Below are 18,555 nucleotides of genomic sequence, written 5' to 3' on the forward strand. Positions count from 1 at the left end.
CCTGTCAGAAAAGGCTGACAGCCGCCGGTGACACCCGTCAAAGATTTCTGACACATCTCCGGGTCGAGTGGGGGACGCCTCAGGGTCGGCTCGGGGACGCATCAGGGAAGCCCCGGGGAGCACCGGGCCACGCCGGGGCCGCACCGAGCCGCACCTGGGCCCGTACCTCAGACCACGCCGAGCCGTACCGGGCCGCACCCCGGACCGCGTCGGGCCGCACCGAGCTGTGCCGATCCGGCGGCGGCGCGGCCCGCACCGCCTCACCCGCACGGGCGACGCACGGAGAGTGCAAGACCTGTCACCGCCGCGACAGATTTTCCGCCGGGCCGACTAGAGTTCTCCTGTGGGGAACCCCTCCCCGCAGCGGGCCGTTTCCCTCGCGGTCCGCAGGAAGGTGCGTATGCCCTCGGAAAGTCAGCCGCCCGCCGACGGCCGGCAGCCGGACGAAAACCGGCTCCCCGTCGCCGACCGGCTCGACGACGACCATTTCCCGGCCTACACCATGGGCAGGGCCGCGGAACTGGTCGGAGCCACACCCGCTTTTCTCCGCGCCCTGGGCGAGGCGCGGCTGATCACCCCGGTGCGGTCCGGAGGCGGCCACCGCCGCTACTCGCGCCACCAGCTGAGGCTGGCCGCCCGGGCCCGTGAACTCGTCGACCAGGGGACGCCGGTCGACGCCGCGTGCCGCATCATCAGCCTGGAGGAACGGCTGGAGCGGGCCGAGCGGGCCAACGAGGAACTGCGCCGGGGCGACGGGGACGCCGTCCGCGGACACCGGTGAAGAATCTGTCCCCGCCGGAGCAGAAATCCCACCACCGCTGCGGAAATATCTCTTCCCGAACAAGTCGTCGGTGTTTTCCCGGTGATTTTCCTTTTCCTCGTTCCAGTCGGTCTCCGTGCTAGGCTGACGTCAGTTGCAGTTGTGGTTGCCAGTTTGCTACCGGGTCTCCGGGCAGGTGATCATCGCGACGATGAGGGAATTCGTGAAGTGCGATTTCCCAGCACTGTCTCAGGAGATGTGATATGGCCACCGGTACCGTGAAGTGGTTCAACTCGGAAAAGGGCTTCGGCTTCATCGAGCAGGACGGCGGCGGCGCCGACGTCTTCGCCCACTACTCGAACATCGCCACCTCGGGCTTCCGTGAGCTCCAGGAGGGCCAGAAGGTGACCTTCGACGTCACCCAGGGCCAGAAGGGCCCGCAGGCGGAGAACATCGTTCCCGCCTGACCTGCACGCAGGAATTCAACAGGGGCCCGCACTTCGGTGCGGGCCCCTGTTCCGTGTGTCCACGTGTCCGTTCGTCCCCATGCCCTCCCTTTTCCGGGAGCGGCTCCTTCTCCGGGGGCGGCCCCACCGCGCCCCGCGGCAGTCCGGCCCCCGTACGAACCCGTGAACGGAGTGCCCCACATGCCCGCCGAGCCCTCCGCCCGCCCCTCCCGCCGTACGCGCCGTGCGCTGCTGCTGGCCGCGGCCCTCGCCCCCGTGGCGGGATGCGCCACCACCGCCCCCGCGCGCGAACGCGACCAGGACCCGACGGCTCCGGCCGCCCCGGCCCCGTCGGCGTCACCGGGCCGCCGCGCCCCCGCCCCGGTGGACCCCCGGAGCCTCGCCGACCTCGAGCGCGCGTACGGCGCCCGCATCGGGGTGTACGCCGTCGCCACGGACACCGGTGCGACGGTGGTCCACCGCGCCGACGAACGCTTCGCGTTCTGCTCCACCTTCAAGTCGCTCGCCGCCGCCGCGGTCCTCCACCGGAACCCGCTCTCCCGCCTGGACGAGCGGGTCACCTACGGCCGGGCCGACCTCGCCGCCCACTCACCGGTCACCGAGCGGCACGTCGCGACCGGCATGACCGTCCGGCAGCTGTGCGACGCCGCCGTCCGGTACAGCGACAACACGGCCGCCAACCTGCTGCTGCGCGACCTCGGCGGCCCCCGCGGACTCACCACCTACCTGCGCGGACTCGGCGACCGGGTGAGCCGTCTGGACCACTACGAGCCCGAGCTGAACCGCAACCCGCCGGGGGACCCGCGCGACACCACGACCCCGCGGGCGATCGCCGTCGACCACCGCGCCCTGGTGCTCGGCGACGCCCTGCCCGCCGCGCGACGCGCCCTGCTGAAGGACTGGCTGGTCCGCAACACCACCGGTGACCGGCGCATCCGGGCCGGAGTGCCCCGGGGCTGGACGGTGGGCGACAAGACCGGCACCGCCGACTGGGGCCGGGCCCACGACGTCGCCGTGCTCTGGCCGCCCCGTGCCGCGCCGCTGGTGCTGGCCGTCCTGACCGAACACCCCGACCGCGGGGCCGCCCCCAGCGATCCGCTGATCGCCGAGGCCACCCGCCGCACGCTCACCGCCCTCACCTGACCCGGGCGCTCCGGCCGCGCCCGGGCACCGGTGGCGTCGGCCCTGCTGGTGTCAGCCCTGCCGGGGCCCGGTCTGCTGGACCACCTCGAACGACCACAGCGTCGCGTCCGTGGCCGCCGGCTTGGGGCGGTCGCCCGGCGCGCCCTCACCGCCGTGCGCGCCGCCACCGCCGTGCGCGGCCTGGCCGCGGCCGGCCATCCAGCGCTGGAAGTCCTCCTCGGTCCGCCAGCGGGTGTAGACGAGGTAGGTGTCGGTGCCCTCGACGGGCCGCAGCAGCTCGAACCACTCGAACCCGTCCGAGCTCTCCACCGCTCCCGCCCGCGCGGCGAACCGCTGCTCCAGCGTCTCGCGCTGCTCCTCGGGGACGGTGAGTACGTTGATCTTGACGATGCTCATACCCGTGATTCTTCCGCAGGACGGCCGGGGGCGTACGGGGGGACGTACGGAAGGGGGCGCCGCAGCCCCGGCGCGGGCCCGGCGTCAGCCGAGGCAGACGACCAGCAGGCAGAGCCGGGGCGAGGAGTCCGGCGAGGTCGTCGACGGGGTGGTGGGCGTGGAAGGCGCGGCGGGCGCGGGCTGCTGCGTGCCGTCGTGGTCCGCGCCGCCGCTCCCCCCGGTGCCGCCGGCCGCGGGGGGCGGTACCGCCGGCAGCCCCGCCGCACCGGAGTCCGCCGCCGCGGAGCCGGAGTCCGCGGGGCCGGAACCGGGGGAGCCGGTGCCGGAGGCCGAGCCGGTGGCCGTCTCCGGGGCGGAGACCGACCCAGCGGCCCGGGACGGCACCGACTCCTGCGTGCGCGCGCTGCGCGCGCCGTCCGCGCGGGTGCCGGAGGGCGCGGTGGACGCCGGGGCGCCACCGTCCGGACGCCGGTTCCCCTCCTCGGCCGAGGGCGGCCGGGTGGAACTCCCCGGGGCGGACGGATGGGCGCCGGGCGGGGTCGCGGCCCCGGTGTCGCCGTACCGGTCCGCGGGCCCCTCCGCGCCGCCCATGCCCGTGACGTCGGGTGCCGCGGCGGCCTGGGCGCGGTCACCGGACCCCCGGTCCATCGAGGCGAGGGTCAGTCCGCCGCCGGCGAAGGCCACGGCCGTCGCGACCAGGGCGCGCCGCTGGGTCTTCTTCCACCGGGCCAGCTGCCGCCGTCGTGCCGCCCGTCCGGTGGGCGCGGACGACGCGGGCGGTGCCTCTTCCGGCGGCACGTCCCCCGGCGGTACGTCCCTCGCGGGGGCGGACCCCACCGCCGTACCGTCACCGGGGCGGCCGGCCCCCGGACGACCGGAACCACCGGAACCACCGGAAGGCGCCACGACGGCCGCCGCGGCCTCGGGTGCCGTCGCCCCCGGGACGGGGTGGCCGCCGATCGCGGCGGGGGCGATGTCCGGGGCGTAGGCACCGCAGCCGGGACACACCAGGGCGCCGTTCAGGTGCCGACGACACGTGGAGCAGTAGTCCATCCGCTGTCTTCCTCTGTCTTCCTCTGCCTTCCGGGGCGGTCCGACGACGCCCGCCGAAGTGAGGAGCCGGGGCGGGAACAGCCACGCTAACGAGCCCCACGCGTCCCTGTGTGCAGTCCGTGTGCCACTCCTGCGCACATTCTCTGCCCGCCGCGCGAGAATGCCGTGAGCATGCACGTCGCACCGGCCCAGCGGCGGTCCGTGCGGTGGCCAACGGCCAACGCCACAGGGCAAGTTGGGGACACCACCCCGGCCCTCTCGCCCGGAAGGCACCTGCCGTGAACCCCCGTACCACCCCTACCGCCGTCCCCTGCGCGCACGCCTCCGGGCGTCGCTCCGCCGTGGCCCTGGCCGCCGTCCTGTCGGCCCTCTCGCTCTCCGCGTGCGGGGTCCTCGACCTGGCCGGCGGCGACGTCGCACCGGGCTCGTCGCACCGGAACGACATCACCGTGGGCCTGCTGCTGCCCGACCGGGACACGGCGCGCTTCGAGAAGTTCGACCACCCCCTCATCAAGGAGCGGATCTCCACCCTCACCGACCGGCGGGGCAAGGTCGTCTACGCGAACGCCGAGGGGAGCAAGGAGAGGCAGAGCGAGCAGTTCGGGAGGATGGTCGCCGACGGGGTCGACGTGATCCTGGTGAACGCGGTGGACGCCGGGGCCGTCGCGCCCGCCGTGGAGAAGGCCCGGGAAGCGGGCATCCCCGTCATCGCCTACGACCGTCTCGCCGAGGGCCCGGTCGACGCGTACGTCTCGCACGACAACGAACTCGTCGGCGAGTTGCAGGGCCGCGCGCTCGTGGAGGCCCTCGGCACCGACGCCGAGGACGACAAGGTCGTCATGATGAACGGCGAGCCCGCCGACCCCAACACGGCACTGTTCAAGAAGGGCGCGCTCAGCGAGCTGAACGGCAGGGTGGACATCGTCGGGTCGTACGACACGGAGAAGTGGCTGCCGCGGGTCGCCAAGGCCAACATGCGCAAGGCGATCCGGACCGTGGGTGCCGGCAACGTCGCCGCGGTCTACTCGGCGAACGACGGCATGGCCGGCGCCGTCATCGAGGCGCTGGAGGAGGCGGGCGTCACCGACCTCCCCCCGGTGACCGGGCAGGACGCGGACCTGGCGGCGGTGCGGCGGATCGTCTCGGGCGCGCAGCACATGACGGTGTACAAGTCGTTCCTGCTGGAGGCGCAGGGGGCCGCCGACATGGCGGTGGCCAAGGTCCGGGACCGCGCCATCGAGTTCGACGCGCTGACCCGGGACCGGGTGGACAGCCCGACGCGGAAGGACATCCCGGCGATGCTGGTCCCGGTCGTCGCCCTCACCAAGGACAACATCGAGGAAACGGTGGTCCAGGACGGCGTCTACACCGTCGAGGACATCTGCACGGCGCCGCACGCCGCGGCCTGCGCGGAGATCGGCCTGACGCCGTAGCCGTCCCTCGAGAACCCCGTGGCGGTCCCCCGGACTCCGTGACCGTCAGCCGTCGGAGTATCCGATGGCCCCCACGGTCCACGCGCTCACGTCGGCGAGCGCGACGCGGTACATGCCACCGGTGTCCGGGATGCCGTAGCTCCCCTGGAGGATCTTGGCGACGTGGAAGTGGAGGTGGGTGGGCGGGGCGGTGCGCCCGGCGGGTGCGGCTGCGGTGAACGGCGCGGCGAAACGCCCCAGCCGGTCGGAGTCCCGCAGCACCTCGGCCACGCGCTCCCGCCACATGGCCTCGGGTGCCAGCCGTCCGGTGATGACGGCCCCGGGGACCACCACGGTGAGGGACATCTGACTGTCCTGCTCCGCCTCCACCATCGTGGCGATGTCGACGAGCAGACCATCAGGGTGCGACATGGTGGATGAGCGTAGCCGAGTGAGGGCGCCGTGTGGTGCCCCGGGTCGCTTTTGACATGCCGGTCGCCGTAACCGGCGCCGCACCTTCCGGCGGAGACCCCGGCGCCGGCCCGGCCGCGTCGGGCTGCGGCCGGGCCGCTTCTGCGCCCGCCCGCTTCGTGACGCGGCCGGCTGTCAGTCGCCCCCGCCGCCCCCGCAGGACGAGCCGCCCCCGCAGGACGAGCCTCCCCCGTCCGCCCAACCGCCGTCGCTGCCTCCCCCCGAGCGCCGCCGCCGCGACGACCCGCCGCCTCCCCGCACCACCGCGGCGAGCACCGCGATGAGAATGATCCCCCCGATCATCAGGTGCTCCATGCTCCCCACCCCTGTCGTCGTCCGTGTGGGCCGGTGGTCCGTTGGTCCGGTGGTCCGTTGACCCGCCGACCCGTTGATCCGTGACGGGGAGATGCCCCGGACGACCGGCGCCCCAAGCGCGGTTTGAGGAACTCCAGAGCTTCCGGTTCGCACACCACCGCCGGAGGAGGGCGCAGAGAGCGCAGGGAGCGTGCCTGGGACGCCTGTCACCGGGCCGGCCCCGGCCCCGGCCGACGTGGTGGACGCGGCCCCACGCATCGAGGCGCCCCGGCGGGTCATGCCGCTCGGGTGGCGACCTCGGTGGCCTCGGTGACCTCGGCAGCCCCGAAGGTCCCGGCGGTCTCCGAGCGGAAGCCGTGGCCGACCTCCGGCGCGAGGCCGTGGTAGTGGCGGAAGTTGTAGATGAGGGGGCTCCAGACCGCGGGGTCGATGTGGTGGGTGCCCGGCACGACGATGCGTTCGGCGGCGTGGACCCGCAGCACCTCGCACTCGACACTGAGGAAGAGCCCCTCCCCGCCGGGTGTCGTACCGCGGACGCGCGCCTCCAACTGCAGGGCGCACTCGGCGACCCGGGGCGGCGCCACGAGGTCGGAGCCGGCCGGGGTGAGCCCGGCCGCGGCGAACTTGTCGCGCTCGTACCGGTAGACCGCTCGCTTGCTCTCCGGCACCGGGTGGGCTCCGGTGAGCGGGGCGAGGCGCTCCACGTGCTCCCACAGCTCCGGCGACGCCACGTTGATCACCAGCTCCGGGCGCTCGGCGAGGTTGTGCGCGGTCCGGCTCTCGGTGCCCAGCCCCAGGACGACGTGCTGCCCCAGCGCCCAGGCGGAGGAGACGGGGGCGAGGTTGAAGGTGCCGTCGCCGTTCTCGGTGGTCAGCAGGACCACGGGGGTGCCGAAGTAGAGGATGCTCGGCCGGACCACTCGGTGGGTGTCGATCGTCATGCCCCGAGACGCTAGGGGCGGAACGTTTCGGCGCCCGCCGAAGCGTCGTCCGCAGACCGTGCCGCGAGCCGGTCGGCAGGTGCTCACGGTGCTCGTCACCGGCCCGATCACCTCGGCGGCGATCGGACCGGTGGATGTTCCCGTCCGGCCTGCCGGGGACGAGGCCGGGCACCGGTGGGGTGCCCGGCCCGCGGGACGGGTCAGCCGGTGACGTCGAAGCCGGCGGCGTGGGGTGCGAACGCCGTGTCCCCGTCCTCCGCCGTCATCAGCGCCGAGACGTACCAGGTGCCCGGGGTCAGTTCGGCGGCCTCCGCCCGGGTGACCTTCAGCGTGTAGGTGCAGCGGGAGGCCGCGTCCGAGGTGCTGCGGCAGGTGGCGTCCTCCACGTGCCGCATCTCCTCCTCGGTCGGGTCGAGCTTCGAACGCGCGGGCCAGGCGACGACCTTGACGTTCTTGACGCCCGAGTCGTCGGCCGCGTCCACGGTGAAGGTGAGCGAGCCCGCGCGGTCGCCGGACGGGGCGGTGTAGCGGGCCGAGCCGTTCTCCAGGGCGGGCTCGGTGCCGGTCGAGGCCATGGCGATGCCGCCGGCGGTCACCCCGCCGACGACGGCGACACCGATGAGCGAGGAGACGAGAGCGCGCTGCGACATGGGAGATCCCCCTGGGTTGGTGTGGGAGCGGGCACGGGGTGCCCGCGAAACGGAGCGAACGGAGTGAACGCGATGGACGGAAGGAGCGGCGACCCCCGCGGAACAGGGGGAGGAAACCGCCGGCCGGAGCCGTTGGCCGGCCGCCTTCCCGATGCGATCGAGACTAGGTCCAAGGGCACGGCCGGGGCCTCGGACCGCCGGATGATCGCCGGGTATAACCGGAGGTGGAGAAGGCCTCCCGGGTCGTCCACCGCCCGCGTCTGCAACCCAGGTAAGAGAGCGGAATCCGCCTCCAGCCGGAGCCGGTCGGCTCATTTGCGGCCATAGCCTTGGCCCGTCATGAAGCGACAAGACGACCGGTTGATCCCGGTCCTTCTGATGTGCGCCCAGGTCGTGGTGTGGCCCGGCGCGGCACTGGTGCGCGGGGACGTCCCGTCCGCGTCCGTCCTCCTCGTGGCGGCCCTGGTCGCCGGGTCGGTGACGGCCGCGCTCTTCCTGCGCCGCACCCGCCCGGTGGCCGCCTTCGTCCTGGTCGCCGTCGCCTGCGCACTGGGCGCCGGGCCGCTGCCCACCGGGGCGATGGCGGTGCTCGGGACCGCGGGGGTCGCGCTGGCCCTGTTCACGGTGGCGGCCGAACGCGACACCTTCACCTCCGTGCTGTGCGTGGTGGCGCTCGCCGTCTGGCAGCTCCTGTACGGGCTCAGCCTGCACGGGATCAGCGAGCGCGACGGACTCGACCTGGTCCTCACCACCCTGCTGTACGCCACCGCGTGCGGGGCCGGCCTGCTGGTGCGGCGCTCCCGTCGCGCCCGGTGGGCGGCCAAACAGCGGCTGAAGCGGGCCGAGTCCGAACGCCACCGGCTCCCGGCGGCCGAACGACGCCGCATGGAGAGGGAGTTGCACGACGTCAGCGCCCACCACCTGACGGCCGTGGTGGTCACGGCGGGCGCGGCGCTCGGGCTGCGCGACCGGCGTCCCGAACTGGCCGACGAGGCACTTCGGTTCGCGGTCGAGACCGGCCGGGAGGTCACCCGGGCACTCGGCGCGGTACGGGCGCCGTCGCCCTCGCGCGAGGAACTGCCCTCGCCCCGGGAGCGGTTGCTGGACCTGGCCGCGGGGTTCCGCCGACTGGGCGGGCCGGTGGACTGCGAGATCGACGCCCTGCCGGACGGCGCCGTCGCGGACGCGGCGTACGGCATCGTGCGCGAGGCGCTGACCAACGCGGCGCGGTACGCCCCCGGTGCGCGCACCAGGGTGCTCTGCCGGTACGGCGACACGCGCACGGACGTCGTGGTCACCAGCGCGGCACCGCCGGCCGGTGCGACGGCGCACGGCGCGGGCCTCGGCGGGGGACGCGGTCAGGCCTTCCTGCGGTCCCGGGCACGGGAGGCGGGCGGCACCCTGACCAGCGGCCCGACGGCGGACGGCGGGTGGGAGGTGCGTGCGGCCCTGCCCGGCCGGACCGCCGCTCCGGTGGAGTGGTCCGTCCCGCGGAGCCACCGCCTGGCGCAGGTGACGGCCGCGACCGGCCTCGTCCTGCAGCCACTGCTCCCGACGCTGGTCATCCGGGCGGAGGAGACGTCGAACGGGACACAGGTGTCCGCGGGCGTGCTGTTCGCGCTGCTGGCCGCGGCCCAGGCGGTCGCGCTGCTGTGGCTGCGCCGGGCGCCCCGCACGGCCCGGGCCGTCCTGTTCGGCCTGGCCCCGCTCTGGCCGGTGGCGATGGCGGCGGGCGGGTACACCGGGCCGGTCCTGCTGCCACCCGGCCTGAGCATGCTCGCCACCTGCGCGGTGCTCGCGGCGGACGCGGCCCGCGCCGCCGCCGTCGGCCCGCCCGCCGCCGGGAACCGTCCGGGCGTGTTCCCGCGGTCGGTCGGCCCGGCCGCGGCCGTGGCGGTGCACGCGGCGGCCGCGTCCGCCGCCGTCCTGGGCCGGGGCACGACGGTCCCCGGCTGGGTGGTCGTCGCGGGGACGACGGCCGGGGCGTGCCTGGCGGCCGGCGCGGCCCACCGGGCCGGCACGCTGCGCGGCCGGCGCGACCGGGCCGCCCGGGGCACCCGGGAGGAGCGCCTCGCCGCCTGGACCGAGGAGGCCGTCCGGGACGCGTGGGCCGAGCGCCGGCGGATCGCCGCCGGGCTGGAGACCACCGTGCTGGCACGCACCGCCGACATGGTCGCGGAAGCGGAGGCGGGCCGGCTCGACGCGACCGCCGAGCGCGCCCGCGAGGCCCTGGCCGCGATGCGCGCCCTCCTCGACACGGTCCGGGAGGGCGAGGCGGAACGCGCGCTGCGGCCGCAGCCCACCCTCCAGGCCCTGGACCTGCTCGCCCACCAGTCCCGGGCCACCGGCCGCGACGTGGAGATACGGCTGACCGACCGTGTGCCGGAACACCTGCCCACCGCCGTGGACCTGGCCGCCTACCACGCCGCCGAGACGGTGCTCGCGACCGGTGGCGAGGAGCCGGCGGTGGTTGAACTCGACGCGGACGGCGGTACGTTGACGCTCACGGCCACCGGAGTGCCGGGTGCCGCCGGCCCCGCCGTGCGGGAGCGGCTGGCGGCGCGGGTCACGGCGCTCGACGGCACCCTGACCACCGGCCCGGCGGGCACGGTCCGCCTCCGGCTGCCCCTCGCTCCGGGCGCGACGGCCGGGACCGTTCCGGAGGGGGCCCACGGCGGGCCCGCCCCCCGGGACGCACCGGACGGGCTCCCGCCCGACGTCACGCCGGCCGCCGAGCAGGGTGACGAGGAGAAGAGGGAACGATGAGCCTCAGCGTGCTGGTCGTCGACGACCAGGGCATCGTCCGGGCGGGGTTCGCCGCCGTGATCGACGCCGAGGAGGACATGACGGTCGTCGGCGAGGCCGGCGACGGCGCCGCCGCGGTACGGCTCGCCGAGGAGCTGGCACCCGACGTGGTCGTCATGGACGTCCGGATGCCCGAGCTGGACGGCATCGCCGCCACCCGGATCATCACCGGCCGCGAGGACGCGCCCCGTGTCCTGGTGCTGACCACCTTCGACCTCGACGCGTACGTCTTCGAGGCGCTGCGCGCCGGTGCCTCCGGTTTCCTGCTCAAGGACGTGCACGCCGCCGAACTGCTGCACGGCATCCGGGTGGTGGCCGCGGGGGAGAGCGTCCTCGCCCCGTCCGCGACCCGCCGGCTCATCGGCCACTACGCCTCCGGGGCGGTCACCGGGATCGGGGGCGGAAGCACCCCCCGCGAGCTGGACGGCCTGACCGCGCGGGAACGGTCCGTCCTTGCCCTGGTGGCGTCCGGGCTCACCAACGCGGAGATCGGCGGGCAGCTCGGCATCACCGTCGGCACGGTGAAGTCCCACGTGAACGCGTTGCTGCGCAAGCTCGGGCTGCGCGACCGGGTGCAGGCCACGATCCTCGCGTACGACCTCGGCCTCGCCCGCCCGAACCCACCCGGCACCCACCTCTGACCCGCCCCACCTCTCCGGCACCTTCGATCCTTCCGGTGCCCCGCACCACGGCCGGCAAGGTCAGTACGGCCAGTACGGCCGACACGGTCAGCACCACCACCGGAACCACCGGAACCACCACGCCGACCCCGACCACCAGACCGAGGAGCCCACCGCCATGACCGATTCCGGCCGGTCCTTCCCCCGCCGCCTGCGCCACGTGCTCGGCGACGTCTTCTCCCTCGTCTACCTCGCGCTCTGCGCCGCCCTGCTCGTGTGGGCGCTCGTGGCGAGCGCCCTCGACGACACGGGCGAGTCCATGGCGGGCGTTATCCCGCTGCTCGCCACCGCCCCGGTCAGCCTGTTGCTGCTCCTGCTGCCGGGGGGCCTCGCGTCGGTCATCGTCGCCGTCGTCGTCGGGGCACTGGTCAACGCCGCGGTCATCGGCTGGTGCGCCCGTGCGCTGCGCCGCGGCGGCCGCCCGGACCCGGCCCCCTGAGCCCCACCGGCTCCTCGCCCCGCCCCGCCCGTCCCGGCACCGCCCGAGGGGGCCTACGCGGAAAGAACCGACCGCAAGGACCGGGAGCGGGAAGAGGGCCGGAGTCCTACGCCGGTCCGGTGCTGCGGGCGTCGGTCTCCGTACCGCTCCCGGTGGCGATGCGGTCCAGCCACTCGCAGAGCAGGGCGCGCTCCCCGGAGGTCAGGGACCGGACCCCGTCGCGCATCAGGGACTTGAGGGCGACGGCGTGCACGGCAGCGGGGCGCTCCCCGGCATCCGGCCGGGCGCCGGTGCCGCCGACCGGGGTGAGCACGGCGGTCAGCACGGCTTCCCGGACGCTCTCGGACAGGCCGTCGTAGTCGGCGAGCCTGCCGTCGGCCTGCGCGGCGATGAGGGTGAGCGTCACCCCCATGCCCGAGGAGTGGATCATCGCGGCGGCCGCCTCGACGCCCGTCCGCAGCCGCCCGGACCTGGCCACCCGCTCGACGATGCGCAGCAGCACCTGCTGGGCGTCGCCCGTGATCGCGAACTGCCGGCCGGGCCGCGGCTCGGTGTACAGCAGCCGGTAGAGCGCGGGATGGGCCAGTCCGAACGCCACGTGCAGGTCCCAGCCGCGCCGCAGCCGCGCCACCGGATCGCCGTCCTCGTCCTGGGCCTGCTTGGCGGCCAGGTAGGTGGCGTACCCCTGCAGGGCCACCTCGTCGAGCAGCCCCTGCATGTCGCCGAAGTGCCGGTAGATCGTCTGCGCCTGCACGCCGGCGGCCGCGCTGACCGCGCGCGTGGACACCGCCTCCCGCCCGCCCTCGGCGAGCAGGGCCGCCGCGGCCCGCAGGATCCGCTCGCGCGGCTGCGCCGTCTTCGTGTCCACCGTCGCCATGGAGCGACGATAACACTTGCGATGCATCGGTGATGTGTTAGCGTTGATGCATCAGCTCGGTGAGCACCGATATGACAATCGGGCTGTCTCCTTCCTCCTCCCCTCCCACTCACCTCCTCCCCCTCCCTCTTCTCCTCCTCGCCCTCGGCGGCGAACGCCGGACCCGAACCCGACCCGCAACTCCCTCTCGCCGAAGGACGGATCACCATGACCGACACCACCCCCACCCGGGTCGCCCTGGTCACCGGAGGCTCCGGCGGCATCGGCCGTGCCGTCGTCGAGCGCCTCGCCGGGGACGGCATCGCCGTCGGCGTGCACTACGCCGGCAACAAGACCCGCGCCGACGAGACGGTCGCCGCGGTCACCGCGGCGGGCGGCCGGGCGATCGCGGTCGGCGGTGACGTCGCCGACGAGCACGCCATGGTGGAGGCGTTCGACACCGTGGAGCGCGTGTTCGGCGGCCTCGACGTCGTCGTCAACACGGCGGGCATCATGCTGCTGTCGCCGATCGCCACCCTGGACCTGGACGACCTCGACCGGATGCACCGCACCAACATCCGCGGCACCTTCGTGGTCTCCCAGCAGGCGGCCCGGCGGGTACGCGCCGGCGGCGCCGTCATCAACTTCTCGACCTCGGTCACCCGCCTGCAGTTCCCGACGTACGGCGCCTACGCGGCGAGCAAGGGCGCGGTCGAGGCGATGACGCTGATCCTGGCCCGTGAACTGCGCGGCAAGGACATCACCGTGAACGCCGTGGCACCCGGCCCCACCGCCACGCCCCTGTTCCTGGAGGGCAAGGACCGGGCCACGGTCGACCAGTTGTCCCGGGCGGCCCCGCTGGAGCGCCTGGGCACGCCCGAGGACATCGCCGAGACCGTCGCGTTCCTGGCCGGACCGGCGCGCTGGATCAACGGCCAGGTGCTGTACGCCAACGGAGGCCTGGCCTGACGCTCCCCCTTACCGCACCCTCCTCCCGTCCGGCCGCACCGTTCCCGCGGAGCGCATGTCGCCGTCGTACACCGTGCGGTAGTCCGGAACGACGACGCGCGTGGCCGGGGACGCCTGCGCGACCTGGGCGAGGAACGCGTCCAGGTCCATGGCCGGGTCCCGTTCGGGGGAACCGGCCAAGGGGACTTCGAAGTTGTCCCAGTGGACGGGGACGGCCACGCGGGGGTGGTCCAGCGCACGCAGCAGCCGGGGCACGTAGCGGTGGGTGGCGGTGCCGGCCGGCACGGCGATCATCGCGAGGTCGGGGCGCAGGCCCCGCACCGCCCGCTCGGAGAAGTCGCTGGCCCCCATGAGGAACGCCGACGGGCCGTCCGCCCCGGCGGTCATCCGGAAGGCGAGGGTGTCGCCCTCGGGCAGGTCCGCGATGGTGCCCGGGGCCGTCGCGGGCGGGGCGTTCAGCGTGCCCGGGGCGAAGTAGGAGCACTTCTTGTTGCGGCTGTGCAGGCTCGGCACGACCTCGACGACGATCCCGTCGAAGTCCAGCACCTCACCGCCCTTCACCACGGAGATCTGTCCCGCGTCCACTCCCAGGGCGACCAGCAGGTGGTACGTGGTCTCGGTACCGACGACGCGCGCGCCGGTGGTCCGGGCGATGTGGGGCACGTCGGCGAGGTGGTCCCAGTGGGAGTGGCTGACCAGGACGAGTTCGGGGCGGCCGATGTGCGCGTCCACGGCCTCCGGCCGGGTCCGCAAGGGGGTCCGCGGGTCGAAGACGCCGTCGAACAGGCCCGTGGGGAAGCGGGTGAGGTACGGGTCGAAGAGCACGGTCCGGTCGCCCACGTCGATACGCCAGCCGGCGGTGCCGAGCCAGCGGAACGACACCGCACCGGCGGCCGGGCCGCGCCCCCCGCCGGCCCCGGCCGAGGTGGTGGCCGCGGTGGTGGCGGCCGTGGCGGCCGTGGCCGGGATCAGCGGGGAGGCCGCGCCGAGCGCGGCGCCGCGCAGCACCGTGCGCCGGTCGAACCCGCGGTGGGAGGGTGCGCCCGACCGGTCCGTGACAGGTGATTCCTGGGTCATGGCGTCAGGAGATCAGGGCGCGAACTGCCCTGTCCAAGACCGGAACCGGGCTCCGGTGATACGCGAACGCATATCCGCCCCGGTCACCGGCCGTCGCCGCCTCCGCGGAGGGAGCCGACCGCGATTCCGGCGGCCCTGCCGATCGCGGCGTCCACCGTGGCGCGCGAGACGGCCAGGTCGCGGGTGCGGGCGAAGACGGCGATCGCGTAGCACGCGCCGTCGGGGTAGCGGGCGACGCCCGCCTCCATGTGCAGACCCGGCAGGGTCCCGGTCTTGGCCGCGACCGCGACGTCGTCCGGGAAGCCCGACGCCAGCCGGTGGCGGAAGACCTGGCGGATCATCAGGTCGCGTACGAACGCGCACGCTTCCGGCGGCCCGGCGGCGTCGCTCCAGACGAGCCGGAGCAGCCGGGTGATCTCACGGGGCGTGCTCGCCGTGGTGTGGCGGGGGTCCAGCACGGCCAGCCGCCTCTTGCGGTCGTCCGGCAGGGCGGGGTAGCGGACGGCGAACTCGCGCTCGTCGCGCGCCCCGACCTCCGCGAGCATCGACTCCAGCAGGTCCCGCGGGCCGCCCACGATCCGGGTCCGTTCCAGCCCGAGTTCCCGCGCGAGCAGCCGTACGGTGTCCGGGCCGACGCGGGCCAGCAGCAGGTCGGCCGCCGTGTTGTCGCTGACCGACATCGCGAAGTGGGCCAGGTCGCGCAGCGACAGCTCGACGTCGTCCAGACAGCCGGCGGTCCCCCAGCCGCCGAGCCGGTCGGCCGCGGTCACCCGCACCCGCTCCCGGGGGTCGAGCTGGCCGGCGACGACCTGCCGGGCGAACTCCAGCACCAGCAGCACCTTGAAGATCGAGGCGATCACCACGGGGTCGTCGGCGCCCACGGCGACCTCGCGGACCCCCGGCTGCGCACCGGCCTCCCCGGCGCCCCCCGCGCGCCCGTGGACGGGGGCGGGGACGGAGACGGGGACGGCGTGCAGCTGTCCCTCGGCGCCCGCACCGGCGAAGACCCGCCGGATCCGTTCCTCGACCACTGCTTCCTCCTTGCTGTCGATGTCTTCCGAGCCTTCCGCTCACCCGTACGATCCTGACCGTGGATCTCTTGCGCCACCTGCGCCTCTTCGTCGCCGTGGCCGACGAGCTGCACTTCAGCCGGGCCGCCGAGCGGCTGGGCATGGCGCAACCGCCGCTCAGCCAGGCGATCCGCAGGCTGGAGAAGGAGCTCGGCGCGGAACTGTTCGACCGCTCGCAGCGCGGCGTCCGGCTGAGCGCCGCCGGGGCGGCCCTGCTGGAGGAGGCCCACGAACTCCTCGCCCGGGAGGAGCGGCTGCGCACACTGGCCCGCCGCGCCGCCGCCGGCGGCCTCGGCACGCTCCGCGCGGGGGTACCGCCCGACACCACGGCCGCCGTGCTGTCCGCGCTGCTGACCGCCTGCGCGGAGCGGACCCCGGGACTCTCCGTCGACCTGCAGGAGGTCACCACCGAGGAGCAGGTGCGGCTGCTCTCCTCCGGCGGCCTGGACGTCGGACTCGTGCACCATCCCGTCGACGCCACCGCACTGCACCTCGGCCCCGAGGTCTCCCTGGACCTGGGTGTCGTCCTGCCCCGCACCTCGCCGCTGGCCCGGCTGCCGGAGGTGGCGCTCGGTGATCTCTCGGGCCACGACCTGGTGCTCTTCCCTCGGACCCACGCACCCGGCCGGTACGACCGGATCCTCGACGTGTGCCGCGCCGGGGGTTTCGTGCCCGGCCGCCTCCGGCACGCGTCCAACCCCGAGTTCCTGCTCGCCCTCGTGACGGCGGGCCACGGAGTCGCCTTCGACCAGGGACCGGTGGCCCGCAAGGAACCCCGCGTCGCCTGGCGGCCCCTGGCCGGCCGCCCCCTCGCCCTGCGCATCGGCGGCGCCTGGCCCGTCGGCCGCGGGGCCCACCCGGCCGCCCGCCGCTTCGCGGAACTCGCGGCCGACGTCCTCGCCCGCGACCGCACGGCGACCCCGGGACGCGAGGGCGTCCCCCGGCTCCCGGACGATCCCCCGCGCCCTTGGTCGGTGGTCTACGGCTAGTGCCGTGACCGGAGCGGCGGACGGCGGGGCCGGACCGTGCAACCTCCGGGCCCTGGTGATCGTCCTCGCCCGTGGGACCACGACGGGAGGGGAGGGGGCCGGCATCCCCGTCCGCCGGCCGTGGCCGGTCAGGGGCCTCGCCGGAGCGACCGGCCGTCTCCGCCGGTCGCGTGGACGCGTCGTCCTACGAGGGGAGTGCGTGAGCATGCTGGGGTTCGGCACGCAGCTGATCACCGTCTGCCTGCTCGCGGTCATGATCATCCCGTACAAGCTGTGGACGATCGGACGCCGTCCGTCCCGTCCGGCCCGCTGGGTGGTGATCGGTCTCGGTACGGCGGCGGTGGGGTACGCGGGCGCCGTGGCGTACGGGTTCGCCTTCACCGCTCCCGCGGAGGTGTGCGGCCGGCGGACCCTCGACGACGACTTCCCCCTGGTGCGCGTGACCGTGGACGCCTTCCCGCCCGACGTCGCCTGCCACTGGACCGCCTACGGGTCGTCGCACGCCACCGCCCTGAGCGTGTGGGTGATGTGGGCGGGCCTCGCCGCCGCGGTCACGGCCCTCTCCGTCCTCCTGCTGAGGAGGCGGTCGCGGGTCTCCCGTGAGGTACGGGCCGGTGCGATGTGGTCACCGGTGGTGGCTGCCCTGATCTGGGCGACCGGTGTCGATCCGATGCTGGAACTCTCCCGCTCCGACCTCCACGACGCGTGCCTGCACGCGAAGACGGTCCCCCCGGAGACCAAGCTCACCCGGATCGACGTCCTGGACACCGGCACCACCGTCTTCCCGCCGTCCGTCACCTGCACGTACCCCGACGGCGAGTTGGACCTCCTCAGGGAGGAGCGGACCGGCGTGCTCGTGTGCGGTGCCGCCTTCGTGGTCTTCGCGGGAATCGCCCTGTACCAGGCCGCGACCGCGCGCCCGCGGGGCGGTGCGTCGCGGGGCGGTGCGTCGCGGGGCGTTCCCACGCGGTGACGTGCCCCTCGTACGTCGGCGGCCCTTCGGGGCTCTCGCCCGGGACGCTCCCGGTGGTCTCCGCCTGCGCGGCGTTGTCGTCGCCGGTGAGGGCGGGGAGGACGGTGCCGCCGGGGGAGGGGCGGACGACGTCGAGGGCGACGGGACGGCTCCCGCGCGTGCGCGGCGGGAGTCCGGCCCGTCCGCGGCGGCTGTCCGCCCCGTCGTCCCCGCACTACTTGCTGACGGCGAAACGCATCAGGGCGTGCTCGTCGCCCTGCTTGAGCTTCCCCGTCTCGTTGATCACCTCCAGCTTCCACGTGGTGCCCACCCGTATCGCCTTGGCCACGGCGCAGGCGTTGTCCTGGGTGAGCAGGCTGGGCCAGATGTCGGCGACCTGCTGGGAGCTCCCCCCGGTCGCGTCGTAGACCTTGAAGCTGATGTTGCGGGCCTTCTGGAAGGCACTGCCCTTCTTGTAGGCGGCGGCGACGAACACGATCGACGTGATGGCGGACGGGAGCCGCGCGAACTCGACGGTCACCGTCTCGTCGTCCCCGTCCCCGTGACCGGTCTGGTTGTCGCCGCTGTGGAGCAACGAGCCGTTGCCCATGGGGTCGAGCGAGTCGAGGCCGGCGAGGCGCACCGGGTCCCCGCCCTGCATGGCGATGGCGATCAGGTCGAGGTCGGTGCCGGTCTTGCGGCGCAGCTTGCCCAGCACCCCGCCGCTGCTGCCGGCGGTGGGGTCCCAGGAGACACCGATGGACAGGTGGGTCACTCCGTCCAGATCTGCCGGGCCGTCTTCCTTGGTGAGCGTGATCATGCGTGAGTCATCCTCCGTCGACGGAAATACACCCCAGAGTGTGCCTGGCACCCCGGATGTCCGACCTGGCGGGTCTCCCGGGGCGCGCACGAACCGTCCCGGTCGGGCACGGCGTGCCCGCTGTGCGGGGAATGCCCGGGGGCCGCCGGCACGCGACCGCGGAACCCCGGGCTCACTCGGGGGCCCGGGGAGGACCCTGCGACCTCGCAGGTACCCGGGGCCGCCGCGCCGCCCCTAATGTCCCGCTCGAGGACGCACCACCGGTGCGGACCCGGGCGATCGGACCAACG

At 74.6% G+C, this 18,555-nt stretch carries 19 protein-coding genes; 10 read left to right on the plus strand and 9 right to left on the minus strand.

Annotation, left to right across the window (positions count from 1 at the left end):
* Positions 1–400: 400 nt before the first annotated feature.
* From CP969_RS20405 to bla, 3 genes are all read left to right on the plus strand, one after another.
* Positions 401–781: a MerR family transcriptional regulator gene (locus tag CP969_RS20405; protein WP_016825411.1), complete on the plus strand. Its 381-nt coding sequence runs from the start codon at positions 401–403 to the stop codon at positions 779–781.
* A 242-nt stretch (positions 782–1,023) separates the two neighbouring features.
* Positions 1,024–1,227: a cold-shock protein gene (locus tag CP969_RS20410; RefSeq protein ID WP_004985680.1), complete on the plus strand. Its 204-nt coding sequence runs from the start codon at positions 1,024–1,026 to the stop codon at positions 1,225–1,227.
* Positions 1,228–1,407: 180 nt separating this feature from the next.
* Positions 1,408–2,370 (plus strand): class A beta-lactamase, encoded by a 963-nt coding sequence (gene bla, locus CP969_RS20415; protein ID WP_016825410.1) that lies wholly within the window; start codon positions 1,408–1,410, stop codon positions 2,368–2,370.
* A 51-nt stretch (positions 2,371–2,421) separates the two neighbouring features.
* On the opposite strand, the gene CP969_RS20420 is transcribed toward bla, so the two are convergent.
* Entirely contained in the window at positions 2,422–2,766 is a 345-nt protein-coding gene (locus tag CP969_RS20420) for an antibiotic biosynthesis monooxygenase family protein (protein WP_004985677.1), read from the minus strand.
* 84 nt (positions 2,767–2,850) lie between these two features.
* Positions 2,851–3,819, minus strand: a complete 969-nt coding sequence (locus tag CP969_RS20425) for an SCO2400 family protein (protein ID WP_016825409.1) — start codon at positions 3,817–3,819, stop codon at positions 2,851–2,853.
* A 278-nt stretch (positions 3,820–4,097) separates the two neighbouring features.
* Here CP969_RS20425 and CP969_RS20430 point away from each other — a divergent pair, with 278 nt between their 5' ends.
* The gene (locus CP969_RS20430) at positions 4,098–5,252 is read left to right on the plus strand and encodes a sugar ABC transporter substrate-binding protein (RefSeq protein WP_016825408.1); all 1,155 of its coding nucleotides are present in this window, start codon (positions 4,098–4,100) and stop codon (positions 5,250–5,252) included.
* Positions 5,253–5,297: 45 nt separating this feature from the next.
* On the opposite strand, the gene CP969_RS20435 is transcribed toward CP969_RS20430, so the two are convergent.
* The 3 genes from CP969_RS20435 to CP969_RS20445 form a co-directional block, all read right to left on the minus strand.
* Entirely contained in the window at positions 5,298–5,663 is a 366-nt protein-coding gene (locus CP969_RS20435) for a hypothetical protein (RefSeq protein ID WP_026085029.1), read from the minus strand.
* Between the two features lie 629 nt (positions 5,664–6,292).
* On the minus strand, positions 6,293–6,958 hold the full coding sequence (locus CP969_RS20440) for a flavin reductase family protein (RefSeq protein ID WP_016825405.1): 666 nt from the start codon (positions 6,956–6,958) through the stop codon (positions 6,293–6,295).
* Positions 6,959–7,158: 200 nt separating this feature from the next.
* Positions 7,159–7,608, minus strand: a complete 450-nt coding sequence (locus CP969_RS20445) for a DUF5707 domain-containing protein (RefSeq protein WP_016825404.1) — start codon at positions 7,606–7,608, stop codon at positions 7,159–7,161.
* Positions 7,609–7,947: 339 nt separating this feature from the next.
* Between CP969_RS20445 and CP969_RS20450 the strand changes: the two genes are divergently transcribed.
* The 3 genes from CP969_RS20450 (at position 7,948) to CP969_RS20460 (ending at position 11,532) form a co-directional block, all read left to right on the plus strand.
* Positions 7,948–10,374, plus strand: a complete 2,427-nt coding sequence (locus CP969_RS20450; protein ID WP_223887087.1) for a sensor histidine kinase — start codon at positions 7,948–7,950, stop codon at positions 10,372–10,374.
* Positions 10,371–11,054, plus strand: a complete 684-nt coding sequence (locus tag CP969_RS20455) for a response regulator (RefSeq protein ID WP_016825402.1) — start codon at positions 10,371–10,373, stop codon at positions 11,052–11,054. The genes CP969_RS20450 and CP969_RS20455 overlap by 4 nt, the downstream gene beginning before the upstream one ends.
* Positions 11,055–11,211: 157 nt before the next feature.
* Positions 11,212–11,532 carry an SCO4225 family membrane protein gene (locus CP969_RS20460; protein WP_004985658.1) on the plus strand — a complete coding sequence of 107 codons (321 nt, stop codon included), beginning with the start codon at positions 11,212–11,214 and terminating at the stop codon, positions 11,530–11,532.
* Positions 11,533–11,638: 106 nt separating this feature from the next.
* Here the strand turns inward: CP969_RS20460 and CP969_RS20465 are convergent, their stop codons facing one another.
* Positions 11,639–12,409 carry a TetR/AcrR family transcriptional regulator gene (locus CP969_RS20465; RefSeq protein WP_016825401.1) on the minus strand — a complete coding sequence of 257 codons (771 nt, stop codon included), beginning with the start codon at positions 12,407–12,409 and terminating at the stop codon, positions 11,639–11,641.
* A gap of 207 nt (positions 12,410–12,616) precedes the next feature.
* Here CP969_RS20465 and CP969_RS20470 point away from each other — a divergent pair, with 207 nt between their 5' ends.
* A complete protein-coding gene (locus CP969_RS20470) occupies positions 12,617–13,357 on the plus strand; it encodes an SDR family oxidoreductase (RefSeq protein ID WP_016825400.1) in 741 nt (246 codons plus the stop codon).
* Between the two features lie 9 nt (positions 13,358–13,366).
* Here CP969_RS20470 and CP969_RS20475 read toward each other — a convergent pair whose 3' ends face one another.
* Both CP969_RS20475 and CP969_RS20480 read right to left on the minus strand, forming a co-directional pair.
* Entirely contained in the window at positions 13,367–14,434 is a 1,068-nt protein-coding gene (locus CP969_RS20475) for an MBL fold metallo-hydrolase (protein ID WP_016825399.1), read from the minus strand.
* Between the two features lie 83 nt (positions 14,435–14,517).
* Entirely contained in the window at positions 14,518–15,465 is a 948-nt protein-coding gene (locus CP969_RS20480) for a serine hydrolase (RefSeq protein ID WP_016825398.1), read from the minus strand.
* Between the two features lie 59 nt (positions 15,466–15,524).
* On the opposite strand from CP969_RS20480, the gene CP969_RS20485 reads away from it, so the two are divergent.
* Positions 15,525–16,493: a LysR family transcriptional regulator gene (locus CP969_RS20485; RefSeq protein ID WP_004985648.1), complete on the plus strand. Its 969-nt coding sequence runs from the start codon at positions 15,525–15,527 to the stop codon at positions 16,491–16,493.
* A 205-nt stretch (positions 16,494–16,698) separates the two neighbouring features.
* Entirely contained in the window at positions 16,699–17,466 is a 768-nt protein-coding gene (locus CP969_RS20490) for a hypothetical protein (protein ID WP_016825396.1), read from the plus strand.
* A gap of 214 nt (positions 17,467–17,680) precedes the next feature.
* Here the strand turns inward: CP969_RS20490 and CP969_RS20495 are convergent, their stop codons facing one another.
* Positions 17,681–18,265: a TerD family protein gene (locus tag CP969_RS20495; RefSeq protein WP_016825395.1), complete on the minus strand. Its 585-nt coding sequence runs from the start codon at positions 18,263–18,265 to the stop codon at positions 17,681–17,683.
* Positions 18,266–18,555 lie beyond the last annotated feature (290 nt).

The sequence above is a fragment of the Streptomyces viridosporus T7A genome (genome assembly GCF_008704515.1).
In the GTDB taxonomy this organism is placed as follows: Bacteria; Actinomycetota; Actinomycetes; order Streptomycetales; family Streptomycetaceae; genus Streptomyces; species Streptomyces viridosporus.